Annotated in this window: 15 protein-coding genes; 3 read left to right on the top strand and 12 right to left on the bottom strand. The window is 31.7% G+C overall.

Annotation, left to right across the window (positions count from 1 at the left end):
* Positions 1-106 precede the first annotated feature (106 nt).
* Positions 107-643 carry a type 1 glutamine amidotransferase domain-containing protein gene (locus tag OF897_RS04245; RefSeq protein WP_267264453.1) on the bottom strand — a complete coding sequence of 179 codons (537 nt, stop codon included), beginning with the start codon at positions 641-643 and terminating at the stop codon, positions 107-109.
* Between the two features lie 147 nt (positions 644-790).
* Positions 791-1066 carry a DUF1294 domain-containing protein gene (locus OF897_RS04240; protein WP_267264452.1) on the bottom strand — a complete coding sequence of 92 codons (276 nt, stop codon included), beginning with the start codon at positions 1064-1066 and terminating at the stop codon, positions 791-793.
* A 101-nt stretch (positions 1067-1167) separates the two neighbouring features.
* On the opposite strand from OF897_RS04240, the gene OF897_RS04235 reads away from it, so the two are divergent.
* Positions 1168-1524, top strand: a complete 357-nt coding sequence (locus tag OF897_RS04235; RefSeq protein ID WP_267264451.1) for a hypothetical protein — start codon at positions 1168-1170, stop codon at positions 1522-1524.
* Between the two features lie 388 nt (positions 1525-1912).
* Here the strand turns inward: OF897_RS04235 and OF897_RS04230 are convergent, their stop codons facing one another.
* From OF897_RS04230 to OF897_RS04200, 7 genes are all read right to left on the bottom strand, one after another.
* Positions 1913-2581, bottom strand: coding sequence for a hypothetical protein (locus tag OF897_RS04230; RefSeq protein WP_267264450.1), 669 nt, complete (start codon positions 2579-2581; stop codon positions 1913-1915).
* Positions 2582-2798: 217 nt separating this feature from the next.
* Complete coding sequence (locus OF897_RS04225) at positions 2799-3329, bottom strand: cytidylate kinase family protein (RefSeq protein ID WP_267264449.1); 531 nt, start codon at positions 3327-3329, stop codon at positions 2799-2801.
* 9 nt (positions 3330-3338) lie between these two features.
* Positions 3339-4223: a viperin family antiviral radical SAM protein gene (locus OF897_RS04220; RefSeq protein WP_267264448.1), complete on the bottom strand. Its 885-nt coding sequence runs from the start codon at positions 4221-4223 to the stop codon at positions 3339-3341.
* Positions 4224-4354: 131 nt separating this feature from the next.
* Positions 4355-5116, bottom strand: coding sequence for a LytR/AlgR family response regulator transcription factor (locus OF897_RS04215; protein WP_267264447.1), 762 nt, complete (start codon positions 5114-5116; stop codon positions 4355-4357).
* Positions 5117-5125: 9 nt separating this feature from the next.
* Positions 5126-6361, bottom strand: coding sequence for an McrC family protein (locus OF897_RS04210; protein WP_267264446.1), 1236 nt, complete (start codon positions 6359-6361; stop codon positions 5126-5128).
* A 3-nt stretch (positions 6362-6364) separates the two neighbouring features.
* Positions 6365-8437, bottom strand: a complete 2073-nt coding sequence (locus OF897_RS04205) for an AAA family ATPase (protein WP_267264445.1) — start codon at positions 8435-8437, stop codon at positions 6365-6367.
* A 426-nt stretch (positions 8438-8863) separates the two neighbouring features.
* Complete coding sequence (locus OF897_RS04200; RefSeq protein ID WP_267264444.1) at positions 8864-9571, bottom strand: restriction endonuclease subunit S domain-containing protein; 708 nt, start codon at positions 9569-9571, stop codon at positions 8864-8866.
* 38 nt (positions 9572-9609) lie between these two features.
* Here OF897_RS04200 and xerA point away from each other — a divergent pair, with 38 nt between their 5' ends.
* Together xerA and OF897_RS04190 are read left to right on the top strand one after the other, a co-directional pair.
* Complete coding sequence (gene xerA, locus OF897_RS04195) at positions 9610-10602, top strand: site-specific tyrosine recombinase/integron integrase (protein ID WP_267264443.1); 993 nt, start codon at positions 9610-9612, stop codon at positions 10600-10602.
* Positions 10603-10604: 2 nt separating this feature from the next.
* Positions 10605-11099, top strand: a complete 495-nt coding sequence (locus OF897_RS04190) for a restriction endonuclease subunit S (protein ID WP_267264442.1) — start codon at positions 10605-10607, stop codon at positions 11097-11099.
* Here the strand turns inward: OF897_RS04190 and OF897_RS04185 are convergent.
* From OF897_RS04185 to OF897_RS04175, 3 genes are read right to left on the bottom strand one after another with little or no spacing between them, the layout of a single operon-like run.
* Positions 11065-12375, bottom strand: a complete 1311-nt coding sequence (locus tag OF897_RS04185) for a restriction endonuclease subunit S (RefSeq protein ID WP_267264441.1) — start codon at positions 12373-12375, stop codon at positions 11065-11067. The two genes, OF897_RS04190 and OF897_RS04185, sit on opposite strands and share 35 nt — an antisense overlap.
* On the bottom strand, positions 12368-13984 hold the full coding sequence (locus tag OF897_RS04180) for an HsdM family class I SAM-dependent methyltransferase (RefSeq protein ID WP_267264440.1): 1617 nt from the start codon (positions 13982-13984) through the stop codon (positions 12368-12370). Before OF897_RS04180 ends, OF897_RS04185 begins: the two co-directional genes overlap by 8 nt.
* Complete coding sequence (locus tag OF897_RS04175; RefSeq protein WP_267264439.1) at positions 13984-17058, bottom strand: type I restriction endonuclease; 3075 nt, start codon at positions 17056-17058, stop codon at positions 13984-13986. The genes OF897_RS04180 and OF897_RS04175 overlap by 1 nt, the downstream gene beginning before the upstream one ends.
* Positions 17059-17151 lie beyond the last annotated feature (93 nt).

Below are 17151 nucleotides of genomic sequence, written 5' to 3'. Positions count from 1 at the left end.
AATAAAACTTTAAATTTTATCAGAAGCTTTCCGTCTTTATTATATTTTGCTGAGATTATTTTACTTATTGTTCTTTTCGCATCAAGGCAAAAGAACCTAGAAAATATTACAAATTCTGATCTTCATTAATTTCTTCCACCATTTTGGTGTTAAAGGCAGGAAGATCTTCGGGAGTACGGCTTGTAACCAAACCATTATCTACCACTACTTCGCTGTCTTCCCAATGTGCTCCTGCATTCTTTAAGTCGATACTGATGGAATTTACAGAAGTTAGACTTCTACCTTCAACAGCACCTGCACTGATCAGAATTTGTGGACCGTGACAGATGGCAGCAACTGGTTTGTGTTGTTTGAAAAAATCCTGAACAAAAGACAAAGCTTTATCATTCGTTCTTAACTGATCGGGATTGATGACACCTCCCGGAAGTACCAAGGCGTCGTATTCTGAGGCGGAAACCTCATCTAAAGTTTTGTCAACGCTGTATTCTTTTCCCCAATCTTTTTCTGCCCATGCTTTGATTGTTCCAGCCTTTGGACTTACGATGTGTGCTGTCCAACCCTGTTGTTCTAAATGTTCTTTGGGAGATTTTAATTCGCTTTCTTCAAATCCGTGTGTTGCTAAGATTGCAATTTTCTTTGACATATTATTTTATTTTTTGGTGTTATGCCTGTTAATAAGAAAAAATGATGCCGTGAAGGGTTGATGTGGTATTTAAAGAGTGTTAAAATGTGGTTGCGGAAGTTAGTTAGTTAGTTAGTTAGTTAGTTAGTTAGTTAGTTAGTTAGTTAGTTAGTTAGTTAGTTGATTTATGATGAAAGATTTTAGGGAGATCATGATGAGTAGCTGTAATAGAATGATGAGAGCGGTTTTGATGAGAAAACTTCTCTTTGAGATTTTATGCCTGAAAATAAGCATTCCAAGAATAGCACCGATTGTTCCGCCAAGAAAGATCAGGGTGAAGAGGAAAGCTTCAGAGATTCTTCTTTTATGTTTTACGGCTTTCCATTTATCCCATGCAAAGGTTATAAAAGCGATGATATTGATGATTAAAAGCAGGTACAGCATGACGGCAAATCTAAAACAAAAATAAATAGCACAAAAACAGTTCACCTTCTGAGCTTAACAATATAAAAGTTTCTACATTTGTTCTTTTTAACAATAAATCAATGACAGTAGAAGATTTGGTGGGTAGTTATTCTGTTCAGGGAAGTAATCAGGAGGAAAGTGAAAGCATCAGTTATCACGGTATATTAACACTATCTCTTGATGAAAACAATCGCATCATCGCACAGTGGCTGATTGGCGACCATGAACAAAACGGAACAGGCTTTTTTAAAAATGATATTTTAGTGATTAATTTTAATTATCAGGGTGAAGATTCTCATGTTTACAAAGGGGTTGCTGTGTACCGCTGTATCAATGAGAATGTGTTGGATGGTTTCTGGTCTGAAAAGCAGGGTGATCCATTGTATCTTGGGAGTGAATATTGTACCAGAATTCAGGTTTCTGAGTTTTTGAATTGACAGGCTGAATGATTTTAAGTGGTTTATTACATTCCTGAAATAGTACATATAAAGATCCGTTTAGTCAATCGATGATAAGTCGTCACTTTGAATGATTTTTTTGAAGAAAAAATTGTATCTAGAAGTTTGTGCATTCGTGCTGTATGAGTTGTAATTCCAGGCTTCGATTCTCGATACGATTTTCTGCGGTGCAGAAAATCACTCGAATTGACGAGGTTTTTTAAAATGAGAACTTAATTTATTTACCAATCGTCACTTCGAGTGATTTTTCAAAGAAAAATTGTATCGAGAAGTGTGTAGATCACAAGATCACAAACTGAAAGTCTAAGAATTAATCTGTGAAGCAAAGCTTAGAATCTAAATCCTGAATTTCAGATTATTACAATTGCTAAAGCATTCGAATTTCAAATGAGCCATCCAGTTTTGTGAATCCTGAAAACATGTCCATATATAGTTTGGCATTGGTTACCACACCGTTTTTAGGATTGATAAGATATTCACCATCGTATTTTCGGGTAAGCTTCATTCCGGATGACAGTTTGTCTGACGACACAAAATTCATTACTGCTTTTACAATGACTACATCATCTTTCACCAATGTACAGGTATATTCTGTATCGATGTAATCGAAAAACATATCCGGTTTTGCTGTCTTCTTAGACTTCCATTTGCTTCCTGCTTTAATTGCTGTTTTAGGAAATTCTACTACAAACAACTCCATATTGACAATTTGTGTCGGGACGTTATCTAAATCAGCAGAAGCTCCGTATTTGCTGTAGATACGGGTATAGCTCTGTCCGGCAAATTCGCCATATCCCAAATCTCCCTGATCATCCGAGTCGGCAGATAGACTTACTACCTCAACATTCATATCGACAAGGTCTCCATTTTTTGTATAATCTGTTTTAAGAATCCCTTTCATATTCATTAACTTCGAATTCATATCATACTGATATGTAATCGTTCCTGAAGGGCGGTATTCTAAAGATATTTCTTTTTCAGTTTGTGCACAGCTCAGGAAAAAAGAGAAGCTTAGAATAAGATAAATAATTTTCATCGTATTGTTTTATGAGTCAGTTCGCTAAAATAAAATAATTATCTATTATAAACAGAAATATGATCATCCAAATCTAAAGATTACAGCAAAAATCCCGAAAATACTCTCAGGATTTATTGATAATTGGTTACTTCTTTTGATTGGGATTAAGCTGTTTTTACTTCTTTTTGGAGATTTTGCCTATTAACTCAATAGTGCCTTTATTGGCATTATTCTGTTAGGGTGTGATTTTCTTTTTTAAATGGATAATAATGATATCAGCGATTTCTTCTGCTGTTCGATTTTCGTTTATTGGAACAATTAAATCATAATGACTTTCCTTAGTATAATCAACTTGGTAAGAATTGATAAACTGACTTTTAAAACTGTCATTTCGTTGTTTTACAGTCTCATGATTTTCATTTACTCGATTCGCTGATTTAAGTCGTTCAACGGCATCTTCCTCTGATATTTTTAGAAATGCATGAAAAGCATCAGTTACAAATTTGAATCCCATTCGATAATCAATAATCAGGCGGTCTTTTGAATTACATAAATTCGAAAAATCCCCGTCAATCTCTAAATCTATTGCTGGATTCTCTTTACACTTCTTTTGAAAATCTAAAATATGCAGTCCTTCATTTTTAGCTTTTTCTCTTACCATTGTTCCCAATGAAATAAATTCATAATTAAGTTTTTCTGCCAGTAATTTTCCTACTGTTGTTTTTCCCGATGCTACTTCTCCGGACAAAGTAATTTTTGTTGTCATATTTTTAAATTATTTGTTTTTATTCCATTGATAAAGACCTCTGCGGTTGATGAAATTTTGATAATTATATCTCATTTCATCATAAGCATTTTTAATTCCTGTTTCAAGAATTGGAAAACTGTATTCCTGTTTACCATTTTTATTAGTATAAAATCTTCCCGCAGGATCAACCATGACATAGCTGTCTTTCATCTCTGCGTTATTTTCTGCAACCATCATTTGATTCTCAAAAAACTGATGATGATTTGAAATAAATTGATTAAACATTTCTTCGTCAATAATAAAATCATTGATATGTTCATCATTTTCACCTTTAATAGGCAATACCTGAAATACTTTCCATCGTTCTGGTTGGGCATATTGAATTAATTCCGACATAGATTCATGATAATTCAGCTGATGAACCACTGTGTTGATTTTTAACTGATAACCATATTTTTTAATCTGGTCAATAAATGTTTTATACTGATTTTTAGAGATTGTCTTTTTACCACTAATTGCCCTTCCCGACTGAAGATTGGTTTCATCCATCATACTGTCGACACTTAAAATAATCCAGTCTAAGATTCCTTTATTTTGTTCTAAAAACACCTCGTTAATATTGGTACCATTCGTCACAATCATGGTAGTCATTCCCCATTTTTTAGCTTCTGAAATAAGTTCTGAAATCCACGGACATAAGGTAGGTTCCCCTCCTGCAAAAGTAATTTTCTCAAAACCGAATCCGGCAAGCTGCTTTACAAGTTCCAAAGACTTTTCCTTGGGAAGATGTCCTTTTGGAAGTAGCTTTTTAGCGTGATAAAACGGAGCAAAGCAAAATTTGCATCTCATGTTACAAGGTTCCCATACATGATAATTAACAGAAGGAATAATTCCTTCAAAAGGTGTTTTCATAGTTTGTTTAACTGATTTTTTGTTACACCATTCACTCAGCAAAACAACATCCGAAAAGCAAAAAAAATACGCCTCCGGAAATAACATCGGAAGCGCAGGAACAAAAGCTTTTTTTCGGGGAATAAGAGCGGTTAGCCGAAACTCTTTTTTATGACAGGCTGATAATTTTCAGACACCGATAGATAATGACATTTAGTCTTACCCGAAGCATCAAAAATACTGATTTCAATACTTTCCAACTTTGGATGATAGCATTTAATATACTTCTTATTCACCCTGAAAGATTTATGAATAGTGACAAACTGCGAATTCATTAATCCCTTCTCCTCCATTTTGGTAAATGAAAAATCAATGAGATTGGCCGGACTCCTGTTAATAAAATGAATCTGTTTATTGTTCGATTCAGAACCTGTCATTTTATCGGCACAGAGATAAACAATATCGTCAATGTGAATTTTGTTTTTCTTGGTTTTATTAAAATCCAGATATACATATTGCGGTGGTGAAAAGAAAGTGACCTCCTGCAGAAACCTTTTAAAGCTCTTCATAAACTGCTCTTCACTAAAAGGTTTGGTAATATGATCCACACATATTTCGGCATCACGTTTCAGATTTTCTATATCTTCCACATACTCTGCCGTATTAACACTGGCAAAAAACACGGGAATCTTAATTTCCTGCGCCACTTCCATCCCGGTCATGCTGTCATTGCCGAGATCAAGATCTGCAATCAATATCTCAGGGTTCACCGCCTGAACCTCATTAAAAAAATGATCCGAGCCTTTACTTTTCAGTACAATTTCAACATGAGGAATCTTATTAATGTAAGATTCTAATTTTTCAAGTTGGCGGCTGTTGTCTTCGAGGAGGGCGATGCGATAGGTGTGGTGCATAATTAATACTTACAATATACTTAATATTTTACTTCCAATATGTTCATCAAGCTTTCCATAAGAATCTAAAACAGAAATCTTACCTAGTCCACAAAGATGATGATCCACATTTTTTTCTATTGAAACAAATGGAGCAAATTGAGCAATGCTTTCCTTTGCGTTACTTGAGGGATAAAGTAAAAGCGATTTTTTACTTTTCCAATAATCATTATACACATACATCTGTCTCAAATCATGGGTAGAAGGTTGTGACTGATCTATATTCTTCCACTTAGTATCAATAATTAAAACCACTTCATTATCTTTTTCCAAAACAATATCTGGGCGAATGGTAATTCCATTCCAGAAACCTTTAGAACTTTGTCCATATACTTTGACATCGTGATCCTGACAAGCGTGTCTCAACCTAATCAACACATATTCTTCCCAAAGACTGTTCATATCAAAAAGAAGCGCCAACATTTTTTCGGAACCACTTGAAATATTGGGAGCATAGTTGAGAATAATTAGTCTTGCAATCGCTAAAGCCGTTTCATAAGGAGCAATCTTTCTAGATTTAGGAATCTTGCTGAAGGTATTCTCATTAGCTTTAATGGTTTTCACTTCGGGAAAATCCAGCTGTACAGTTTTGCATTTGCTGTAGAGATAATTGCCTTTCGATAATGTAGCTATAATTTCCAGAGCCTGCCCTAAAATCTGATGAATCAAGTGATCTTTATCATACACCTGATGCGTGGTATAAAATCTTTCTTTATGAACAAGATTTTTCTGAATGTGACCCGCAAATTCAAGTTTGCCTTTCAAAGCTTTTACATTCCCTGTCTCCTTGTAATACTGTTTGATTAATCCTTGATGAATAAGCAATTGAACTTCATTCAAAAACCATTCGAAATAAATATCCAAAAAATGGATAGACTGTTTTGAAACATTAGCTTGACCTACCTGCTGGATTTTTAATTTTTTAGTGACTTTCAGCATTTCCAAAAGCACATTGCGCCATTTGGTTTTATTTTCTTCTGGTTCATAACGGTCAATTTTTGGAAGAATCTCTATTGTTAAATCATCTATCTGAATGACACCTACAAATTGTTTGAAGACAACGCCATTATGTTTCAAATCAAAATATTGATAATTATGCAATGCGTTGAGCTGTGATAACGCTATAAAATGACGCTTATCAAAACCTCGGTCACCAATACCCAGAAAGCTGTGTTCAAAAACCTGAATGGGATCTTTTTTCAGCATTTTTTATGACAATAATAATTCTACAGCAAGATCAAAGTCTACTTCTTCAAACGGAATCAGCTCATAAGACTTTACAATTTCAATCTCATTTCTTATATCAAAATCAGCAAATACATTCTGATGATTAGTTTTTGAGATTTCTTTCTCTCTCACAAAACCTTTTCCTAAAATCAAACCTATTTTACCACAATCATTATAAAAATACTCTTGCAATAGCGGAATAATCTCATTTTTAAAAGAAGCTTGAAAATTATCTTTCATAAAGTATGAATGACCTAATGTATAATTTTTGTCCAATAGCAGTTCTACCCTTTCGTTAATCTTTTGCATAATATCAGCTCTTTTATAACCGTCTTGAAATTCTTGTTTTTCTACTACTTCAAAATCTGGCAGCATTTCTACAAAACTAAAACGCCTTCTCAATGCTGTATCTAATGCTTCAACACTACGGTCAGCAGTGTTCATTGTTCCGATAATGTAAAGATTAGATGGAACACCGAATTCCTTTTTACTATAAGGTAGAGTTACCTTTAATTCTTCTTGTTTTCTTAAACGCTTGTTTTCCTCAATTAATGTGATGAGTTCACCAAATATTTGTGAGACATTCCCTCTATTGATTTCGTCAATAATTAAAACGTGTGGTAAAGCAGGTAAAACAATTTCTTGAGTAGTTGATTTTTTTTCAGAGATAATTTTATTATTTATATAATTAATCACTGACCAATAAGCAGTAGAGTTTGAACCACCAATTATAGCTCTGAATTCCTTATCTATATTTTTAATAACTGAAAGGTCTGGAAAAGCATTCTGCAATATTTTTGTTCTGGAATAAGAAACAATATATTCTTTTGCCTCTTCAGAATATATCGGTTTAAGCTTAAGATTTCCTTTTTCTGTGACATCAACAATTTTAAGTCCCAGATTGGGTGTCTGGATAGTTAGTTTTACAGGGTTATTATTTTCTAAACCTGTATTTGCGTCATTAATAATTGCATCCCATGCATCATCAAAATCAAATTGATGGTTAATTGTTTCTTCTTTTATTCTTTTTTCCTGTGCTTTTTCTGAGATCAGTTTAAAAACTCCATTTTTAATCTCATATATGATTGTTTTATTACCATCAGAATCCTCTTCAATTTGAGGCTTTATCCCTTCAATAAAATCTTCATAGCTCATACTTTGATGAAAGGTAGAAAATACAATCTGTCCATTTTTTAACAGACGGTCATATTCATTCTTGACAATATCTCTATCTTGCTGCAAATTGAATTCTGGATTGGCAATCTGAATAGCTTTGTTGATGGTGTTATATGTTTTTCCAGTTCCAGGAGGTCCAAATAATATTTGGTTTAATGGTTGGTTGTTTTTTTTCATTATATGTGCTGATGTAGATGATTCAGAAATTTCTTCTGTAGTATTAAGAACTTGGTAAAGTATATCTTGAGCAAATATTAAATGATTGGTATCTGGATAACAATCATCAGTTATGAACTTACTTTTAATGTCAATCAATTCCTGATCTTTAATAATATAATTAACAATCAGATTATTTACTAAATCCAAATAGTGTAAATATTTTTTATTTTTACTTTCTGGCTTTATTCCTAAAAGATCACAATAAGATTTATAAAAAGAGTTTTTATAAAGTGTATATTTTTCAGGATATTTAAAAGTCAGGAAAGTAGAAATTGTTCTTTCATCGTGATGATGATTCAGTTTCATCCCCATCTTTTTATAGATTTCAGATACCCTGTTTTGGAACTCAACAATTCTTTCTTCTAGCAATAGTTTCTCATCGAAAAGATTGTGAAAAACATTTCTATATTCTTCTGGAAATTCTTTTGCCATATGATTTCTTACAGCAATACCATTATGATAAATTAAATTACCAAAATTAATTGAAGTAATTTCAGAAGCAAAATTAGCTGCAGAAGTATCAGGACGATCATTAAATAATTTCAGCAACTTCCACTTATAAATTTCATTTTTATTGTCTTCTGAAACTATATTTTTATACTTCTTAATAATACTCAGATTAATGTCTTCATTAAGTCTGTTCTTAATAATAAATCCCATTTTTCTTAGGGGCTGATTCGTATTATCTCCACCGTAGAATCTCTTTTTTTGCCAATCTTTAATATTAGCTAATTTTGCTGCCCATCTGATAACTTCTTTTGGAGGGTAAGCTTTATCTTTATATTTTAAGTCATATTTAGTAGAACCTTTTAAAGCAACATTGTTATTAATAATATATTCTAAAGCTGTAATAACCTGTTCTTTTGTAACTTGGTTGGGTAGACTTGCCATAAACTAATCTATAATTAATCTTATATTTTTTGACTGATAATCATTCTATATTGTCAATGTTATTTAATATTTATAATTATCATTAACAAAGTTGAACAAATATATTTCTCATACACATATTAAACAAAAATACATTTTAATAATTTTAATAAATTATGGTATCCCGTAAAATAAATGATAATTTATCTTACTATTTTATTCAACTTTTACCTGCCCGTTCATCAGCATAGGTAAAAGCCAGTCGCAGAGAGAGCTAAGTTGCTGGTTTTGTAGTTGATTATTTAATATTTTATCAAAAAAACACTTAACATTAAGTTCAAATAATTTTGACACTTTTTTATGAGGTATTATAATTTTAGAGTCCTTTAAAAACTTAAAATGCCTAGCATATCCATAATTTGATAAATCAATTTTAAGTAAAGAATGATAAAATAAGTATTGAGGCATTGCATCATTAATACTAAGCAGAACCTGAGTTCCATCAGCTCCTCTTACAAAATCAAAGTTTATGAGCTTTAATACTCTTGTATGATCTCCAAATATAATAGCAGGAATATCTCGTGTAGTTTTTATTCTTAAGTTTTCATTATTTGTATATCCTGCAATAAAACTTGTACCTTGATCAATAACAGGAATTGTTCCTCTTAATAAATATTCTTTTGCATTAAGTCTGTTACTATTTTCGTTCTTCTTTAAAACTCTGTCAATTTGTTTAACTTCCCAACCTTCAGGAATATTTCTTTTCAAAACTTCATTCCAAATCATCTTGCCACCGCTTGATTTATAAGGCTTTCCGTTTTCGTCTGGAAAATCAAACTGCACAAACCAGTAATCGTACAGCGTTTTTGCCATACGCTCTAAATTATCATTTATTGCACTACTATGGCTATTTTTGTTTTTCATTCCTTTGCGCCTTCAAAAAAATAAGAAAATTCAGTACAATGAAGGAATTAGTGAAGCAAGAAATAATGAATGCAATGCAAACGGTTTTAAACTTTCAACAGTTGATAATGCTTGAAAAAGTTATACATCAATCTTTTCACTCTGTGGAGGTTACTCAAAAAAATAAGACTGAAGATGAATTGAAAACTGATAATACAAGTGTTTTAAACTTATTTATTTCGTCAAAAAAAGTAGAAGGTTGCTCTGAAAAATCATTAAAATATTATTTTTCTACTATAGAAACTCTATTTAACAAACTAAAAAAGAAAGTCACAGAAATATCAACCAATGATTTAAGATTCTATCTTTCAGAATATCAGGAGATAAAAAACTCCAGTAGAGTTACCATAGATAATATTCGTAGAATATTTTCAAGTTTTTTTTCTTGGCTTGAAGATGAAGATTATATTTTAAAAAGTCCTGTAAGAAGAATTCATAAAGTAAAGACCGCCAGAACTATAAAGGAGGTACTTAGTGATGAAGACATAGAAATACTTAGAGACAGCTGCAAGCAAATAAGAGATTTAACACTTATCGAAATGTTAATCTCAACTGGTATTAGAGTTGGTGAACTTGTAAAAATCAATATAAAAAACATTGATTTCCACGAGCGTTCTTGTATTGTTACAGGTAAAGGTAACAAACAGCGTGAAGTCTATTTTGATGCAAGAACCAAGATTCACCTTAAAGAATATCTTCAAACCAGAAACGACGACAATGAGGCTTTATTTGTTTCTTTGGCAAAACCTAATCAACGACTTTCAATTGGTGGAGTTGAAAGTGTATTGCGAAAACTGGGACAAAAAACCAAAATTAATAAAGTACATCCCCATAAATTCAGAAGAACTTTAGCAACTATGGCGATTGATAAAGGAATGCCTATTGAACAGGTTCAGAAGCTATTAGGTCACGTTAAAATTGATACAACATTACATTATGCAATGGTAAATCAGGCTAATGTAAAAATTGCACACCGAAAATTTATTAGTTAACAATGAAGATATACGATTTAAGGCAGTTATTAACAATCAGAAATGGCAAAGATCACAAAAGCATTTTGAATGGTAGTATTCCAATTTTTGGGAGTGGTGGCATAATGCGTTTTGGAAATCAATATCTCTATGATAAGCCAAGTATTTTACTTCCAAGAAAAGGAAGTTTGCACAATATTCAATTCTCAAAAATACCGTTTTGGACGGTGGATACATTATATTATACAGAAATTAATGAACAACTTGCCGAGCCATATTTCCTTTATAACTATCTTAGAATATTAGATTTAGAAAATCTAAATACGGGGACAGGTGTCCCAAGTATGACCTTTGATAGTTATTACAATTTAAAAATATCTCTTCCTGAAATAAGTGTACAAAATAAAATTGCCAATATCATAAATAATATTGACAATAAAATTGACTTAAACAATCAAATAAATGATAATTTATCTTACTATTTTATTCAACTTTTACCTGCCCGTTCATCAGCATAGGTAAAAGCCAGTCGCGTAATTGTGAAAGTTGTTGGTTTTGTTTAAGGTTGGATTGCTTTTTATATTCTATATTTTTCATTTGATTATAAAATTTATCAACTAATACTTTCGCTGGTTTTATTACGAAATAAGACTCCATAAATGATTCAAATAGAAAGTTTTTAATTCCACTAGTTTTCCCTTCATATCCAAAGAAAATACCAGCATCATATAGCCTCTGCCATTCTTGTAAGAAATTAAAAGTGAACTTATTCTCTTTTAAAGAGATAGCTTTACAGAAGTTCGAACAAATAATATTTGAATCAAATCTTTCAAATGTACTTTCAGTTAAAAGAGCAATTCTGCCAGTAGATTGTGTTGGGCTCCCACCTGAAATCTCCACAATAAAATCATCTGGTTTTAGAACCTTTGGTATATTATTTTTTAGAATATATCTTTGTGGTGCTTTAACTTCACCTTTGCCATTTAATCCATTAATGTCAGCACCTCTAACACAATAAACTTTTTCAGTATAATTACCTTCAATCTTATCTTTACCCCAATCTCCAGTCTTTGTTTTTTCTATCCAATCATTAAACACGGTGATTTCCCAACCTTCAGGAATCTCTCTTTTTAAAACCTCATTCCAAATCATCTTGCCACCGCTTGATTTATAAGGCTTTCCGTTTTCATCTGGAAAATCAAACTGCACAAACCAGTAATCGTACAGCGTTTTTGCCATACGCTCTAAATTATCATTTATTTTACTATTGGTTTGAATTTTTAAATAGATATCAAAAAGTAAATCTCCTATTGCCTTTTGATTTTGAAAAGAAGGTAGTACTATATCTAAATAAGAAAAAATTTGTTCATTCAAACTTGCTCTTAAAGTCATTATTGCATTATTATTCATTGAAGATCGAAATAAGTTACTTCTTAAATAAAATGCAATGTATTTATAGTAAACTAAATCTTTTTGAATTGGTCTTAATCTCTTTAAAAAACCACTATAGGTAGCTTTGGGATAATTCTTAAAGGCAACACAACTCATACCTAATTCATTTAAACTCTCACTTGTCCGAGTTAAAAATATATCTCCTTCTTTTACTGAGTATACTTCTTGTTCCTTTTCAGAAGTATACATCAAATCATCTAATTCATTAGGCAAGAAATAGTCTGAAAATACTGTCTTAAAAGAAATAAAAGGACTTCCTTTACCTGCTTGATCTGGTGTAGATGAAATTCCTGAGCTCATTCTATACAAGCTTGAAAACTTATATACTTTTAAATCACTCATACCTTAAACTTTTAAGCTGTTCCTGAATTTTTATGTCTAATACATTCCCTTCAGCAAAAAGACTTTGTAGACTTGTTTCAAAATCTTGCATTTTCTCCGCAAATTCTTCTGGAGTTATATCTACATATTCTATTTTAACCTCAAAATATTGTCCTGCAGAGAAAGAATAATTCTTTTCTACAATTTGTTCTTTCGTTACTACAACAGATAAGTCTTCAACAGCCTGTTTTTGATTAAAAGTTTCTACAATTTTAGCTTCTTCTTCGGGAGTTAAAACAGTACGTTGATTTTTACCTTCTTTCACTGTTTGTCCGAGCTTGGAAGCATCCATTAAAATAATATGTTCGCTTTCTGCTCTTTTATCAAAAAATAACACAGATACATTTGTTCCTGTACTCGCAAAAATATTACTTGGCATACTTACTACACCCCGAAGCCACCCATTACTAATTAACCTTTCACGAATTTTCTTTTCAATACCACTTTGAGCAGTAATAAAACCTGTCGGAACAACAATGGCTGCCTGTCCTTTTTCGCTTAAAGAGTGCATAATATGCTGAATAAACAAAAGATAAATCGCCATCGATTCTTTCTTACTTTTCGGAACATTTGGAATCCCAGCAAAGAATCTTTGTTTAAAAGCATCTTTCTCTAAGTCATCTCTAAAATCAGAAAAATCTAACTTAAAAGGTGGATTAGAAACGATGTAATCAAATTTTGTATCTAAGTAAAAAGGCTGCGCAATCGTATTAGTTTTAATAATATTTGGAATTGAATGTGTAAGACTATTCAAAACCAAATTCAAACGTAACATATTGCTCGATTTCTGTGAGATATCTTCTGAATAAATGGTACAGTTCTTTTCGCCAATCTGATGAGCTAAACTCATTAATAAAGTTCCCGATCCTGCACTCGGATCATAACATTTAACACCTTTTACTTCATCCGGTACAAGAATTTGTGCCATAATACGAGCAACAGCGTGTGGTGTATAATACTCGGCATATTTACCACCACTGTCAGTGTTGTAATCTTTAATCAGATATTCAAAAATAGTTGCAAAGAAATCATATTTCTGAACAAACATTTCCTCAAATGAAAATTCAAACAATTTATTGATAAGAGCCTTTGCAAAGGCGTCACGTTGAGAAGCATCAGAGATAAACTGAGTAAGCTCATCAAACAAAGTATCTTTTGCACCACTAAATGATTTTACAGAAAAAACATCAGCATTTTCAATAGATATTTGTCTTAATGTATCATCAAATATTTTTCCAAAATCACTGTCATTTTGAATTGCAAACAAATGCGAAATCAAATGTTCCGGATGTAATCTTGGAATATTCGGATCCAAGCTTGCCAGTAAAAATTGATATTCGTCTTCACTCATCTCACGAAGTGCTTTAGAGAAATTTTCAGCTTCTGCTATTTGAGGCTGTTCTTCTTTTATTGCAAAACGAAATTTATCATTAAGAAACTTGTATAAAAATATTTGCGTTATGATCTTGAATTCATTTCCATCATTTCCCAGCCCGTAATTGGCACATACACTTTTAAGATTATCTATTAAAGATTTTGTTTTGGTTATAAAGTTTATATCTTGAGTCATTATCTGTATTGATATTGTTGTAAATATTCCTGCGAAATTAATTGATTTATTTTTTCTGTTGTTGAAAAGTCAATATTAATATTTTCTTTCTTCTTAAATTCGTCAACAACAAGTTTTAGAAGATATCTTTTGAAGTACGCTTCATTTTTTACCATTTCCTCCTGATTGGTAATGGTTTCATCAACTTGTGATTTTACCTGCATCAATGCTCGGTGAAGTTGTGATTCTTTTGCATTTAAAATGCTTTTTTCTGATAAACGTTTGTGAATTCTAGCGTACTTATCGTCGCTATCATATTTAGCTTTTAGTAAGGCATTTTTTCTGTTTAATTCTTTAGCTTGATCATAGATTTTCTGAAGGAGGTGCATATTTTCCACCATATCTTCCTGAGTCACTTCACTAAGATTTTTTTTCTTGAAAATTCTTTCTAATTCAGCTCTCAGACTTACAAATTCAGGATCTAGTTGATCAAAATTAGTTTGCAAAGATTCTCTGGCTTTTCTTAAAATGTTTTTAAATTCATCAGCAAGAACCAATTCACTTTCATCGACTTTAACGAATTGAAAAATTATATCCTCTAACGCTTCATTTAATAGATTTCGGTTAGCTTCTTCGTTTCCGATGCTTTCTACAAGGTTGAGATTGTCAAGTCGATTTTGCGTTTCAATTAATAGGCGATTGAGAAGTTCAAAATCTGTTAAACCTTTTAAAGCATCATAACCATTCAAGGCAATTAAATTTTTTAATTCCTTTGCAGTGCGTAAAGCTTTAACAAGTCTTAAAAGCTCTTGTTTATCGTTTAATTCGGCTATTTGTTGAGAAAATAATTCTTTATTTTGAGTGTCATAGTGAAACAATGTATCTTTTATTTCTTCAATCTCTTGTCTAATCTCCTCTTCGGATTTAAATAGATGAGAATACATTTCCATTTCATCACCTAACTGCTCTTGCAATTCATCAAAATAAAGTTTATTGGTACGATCAAACGCTTTTGAAATATCGGCAAAATCTACAACATATCCGTATTGGTACTTTTTATAAGGACGATTAACTCTTGTAAGTGTCTGTAATAAATTATGATCCTGAATAACCCGCGCTAAATATAATTTTTTCAATCGTTTAGCATCAAAACCTGTCAATAGCATATTATAAACAAACAAAATATCGATGTGTCCTTTTTTATATGCTTTTATAAGTTCCTTTCTAATCGTTTTATCATTTTCATCATGCAGAATTAAAGAAGCTGTAAGTTTTGGCTCTTCTTTCAAACCGTATTTTTCTCTTGGTTCTGCAACCATCAATACACTTGCATCTGTTTCTTGCGCTCCATATTTTTCTTGAAACAAACGAAATAATTCCTTTGCCTGGTCTGCAGAATCACAAACTACCAATCCTCCCAAAGTAGCATCTTGCTGATCTTTGCGGAATTTTATTAAATCGTTACAAATATAATCTAGTAAAGGCTCTGCAAACTTTGTGTTTTTATAAATGTCTTTTGCAGAAATATCACCTCGTAAAACTTTAATCTCATCAATTACATTCTGCATTTGCATTTTAAAATTTCCTTCTATTTGCTCTCTTATCAATCTGAGCGTATATCCGTCAGCAATCGACATATTGTAGTAATACTTATGAATATAATTTCCAAAAAGTAATTTTGAATCATAATCTTTTGCTACTTCCTTCAGCAAAGGTGTTCCAGTGAGCGCAATTTTGATTGCATTTTTATCAGAATTAATAAGGTTTGCAAGATAATTCCCTTTCGGATTATATGAGCGGTGTGCTTCATCTAAAAAATAAATTCTTTGAACATTTATATCGTAGTTTAAATCCTTTAAAACTGTAGCGTCTTCAGAAAATTTCTGAATATTAACAACCGTAATTTCAGGCTTACCACTATTATTATGGATTGCACCAACAGTTTGTAAATCGTTTACAAAATCAGCTTTAGAGTTTACAGGATTTACTTTTAAACCACGATTGGAAAATTCTGTTGAGGCTTGAATCAAAAGATCAAGACGGTCAACAATAAAATAAAATTTAGGAATAATATGCTTCTTAGAAAAATAATGTGTCAAATGTTTTACATTATAAAAAGCCAAAGCAGTTTTACCTGAGCCTTGTGTATGCCAAATAATACCTTTATTCTGTCCTGAATCAATTTTTGCGGCGATTGCTTGTGTTGCAAAAATTTGCGGATAGCGCATAATATGTTTTTGATGGACAGGCTTACCATTATCTTCTTCCTCTACATAAGCAATCGCAAACTGTAAAATAAATTTTAATCGTTCCTTACTAAAGAGAGAAGTAAGAATTTTATTGGTAGGACTATTTTCATTCTTATTAGTGATAAAATCAGGATTGTGCTTAATAACGACCAAATTGTTATCTCTTAGAATCTCCAACTCTTTGTCTTCACTTAATTCTAATAACCTTTCTTTTACGGGATAATCTGAATCTTCTCTGAAATAATTAAATGAGATATTAGAATAAGCAGAAGTTGCATAATAAGCTCCAAAAATAGGCTCAACAATTCCGTCCTCATAATTCATATTGTTTGAGAAAATCATTAATTGAGTAATGTTTGCAAAACGTCTAAAATGTTTATTTGCAAATCTTTCATTTATACGTCTTCGCTCGGCAATAACTCCATCTTTATTATGTGGTTTTTTTACTTCCACAAATGCTAATGGAATTCCATTAACGAGAATTGTGATGTCCGGACGATATTCTTCATCGCCGGATTTGCAGGTTAGCTCAGTTGTGATACTAAAATCATTGTTTGAGAAATTTTCAAAATCAATTAATTTAATACCAGAAGTCGATGTTAAACGTTCATAGAATTTTTTCCCAAGATCCTCAAAATCCAATTCCAAATTAATTTCATCCAGAACTCTTTGTGTTTCTGCTTCAGAAATACTATTTATCTCTGAAATTTTAGACAAAAAAATAGAGGGGAAAATATTATTTTCCTCTATTCTGTTTTGTTTTTTTAAAGAAATATATTGATAGCCTAACCTCAATAAATGCAAGATGGCTGGTATTTTAACTCTAGAATCCTCGTTGAAGCTCATCAATTAGTTTTTATACTTCCAAATATAACTAAAAAAACTATTTTCACAATTATGGGAAACCTTATCTATACTAAAAATCAAAGACTTTTAGCC

Origin of the sequence: Chryseobacterium formosum, assembly GCF_026460885.1 — a bacterium.
In the GTDB taxonomy this organism is placed as follows: Bacteria; Bacteroidota; Bacteroidia; order Flavobacteriales; family Weeksellaceae; genus Chryseobacterium; species Chryseobacterium formosus.
The sequence above is the reverse complement of the archived record's forward strand: the minus strand, read 5'-3'. Positions and strand labels throughout refer to the sequence as shown.

Bases quoted from the DNA above. Each gene is read 5' to 3' on its own strand.
- OF897_RS04245 (WP_267264453.1), bottom strand. From the start codon at position 643: ATGTCAAAGAAAATTGCAATCTTAGCAACACACGGATTTGAAGAAAGC.
- OF897_RS04240 (WP_267264452.1), bottom strand. From the start codon at position 1,066: ATGCTGTACCTGCTTTTAATCATCAATATCATCGCTTTTATAACCTTT.
- OF897_RS04235 (WP_267264451.1), top strand. From the start codon at position 1,168: ATGACAGTAGAAGATTTGGTGGGTAGTTATTCTGTTCAGGGAAGTAAT.
- OF897_RS04230 (WP_267264450.1), bottom strand. From the start codon at position 2,581: ATGAAAATTATTTATCTTATTCTAAGCTTCTCTTTTTTCCTGAGCTGT.
- OF897_RS04225 (WP_267264449.1), bottom strand. From the start codon at position 3,329: ATGACAACAAAAATTACTTTGTCCGGAGAAGTAGCATCGGGAAAAACA.
- OF897_RS04220 (WP_267264448.1), bottom strand. From the start codon at position 4,223: ATGAAAACACCTTTTGAAGGAATTATTCCTTCTGTTAATTATCATGTA.
- OF897_RS04215 (WP_267264447.1), bottom strand. From the start codon at position 5,116: ATGCACCACACCTATCGCATCGCCCTCCTCGAAGACAACAGCCGCCAA.
- OF897_RS04210 (WP_267264446.1), bottom strand. From the start codon at position 6,361: ATGCTGAAAAAAGATCCCATTCAGGTTTTTGAACACAGCTTTCTGGGT.
- OF897_RS04205 (WP_267264445.1), bottom strand. From the start codon at position 8,437: ATGGGATTTATTATTAAGAACAGACTTAATGAAGACATTAATCTGAGT.
- OF897_RS04200 (WP_267264444.1), bottom strand. From the start codon at position 9,571: ATGAAAAACAAAAATAGCCATAGTAGTGCAATAAATGATAATTTAGAG.
- xerA (WP_267264443.1), top strand. From the start codon at position 9,610: ATGAAGGAATTAGTGAAGCAAGAAATAATGAATGCAATGCAAACGGTT.
- OF897_RS04190 (WP_267264442.1), top strand. From the start codon at position 10,605: ATGAAGATATACGATTTAAGGCAGTTATTAACAATCAGAAATGGCAAA.
- OF897_RS04185 (WP_267264441.1), bottom strand. From the start codon at position 12,375: ATGAGTGATTTAAAAGTATATAAGTTTTCAAGCTTGTATAGAATGAGC.
- OF897_RS04180 (WP_267264440.1), bottom strand. From the start codon at position 13,984: ATGACTCAAGATATAAACTTTATAACCAAAACAAAATCTTTAATAGAT.
- OF897_RS04175 (WP_267264439.1), bottom strand. From the start codon at position 17,058: ATGAGCTTCAACGAGGATTCTAGAGTTAAAATACCAGCCATCTTGCAT.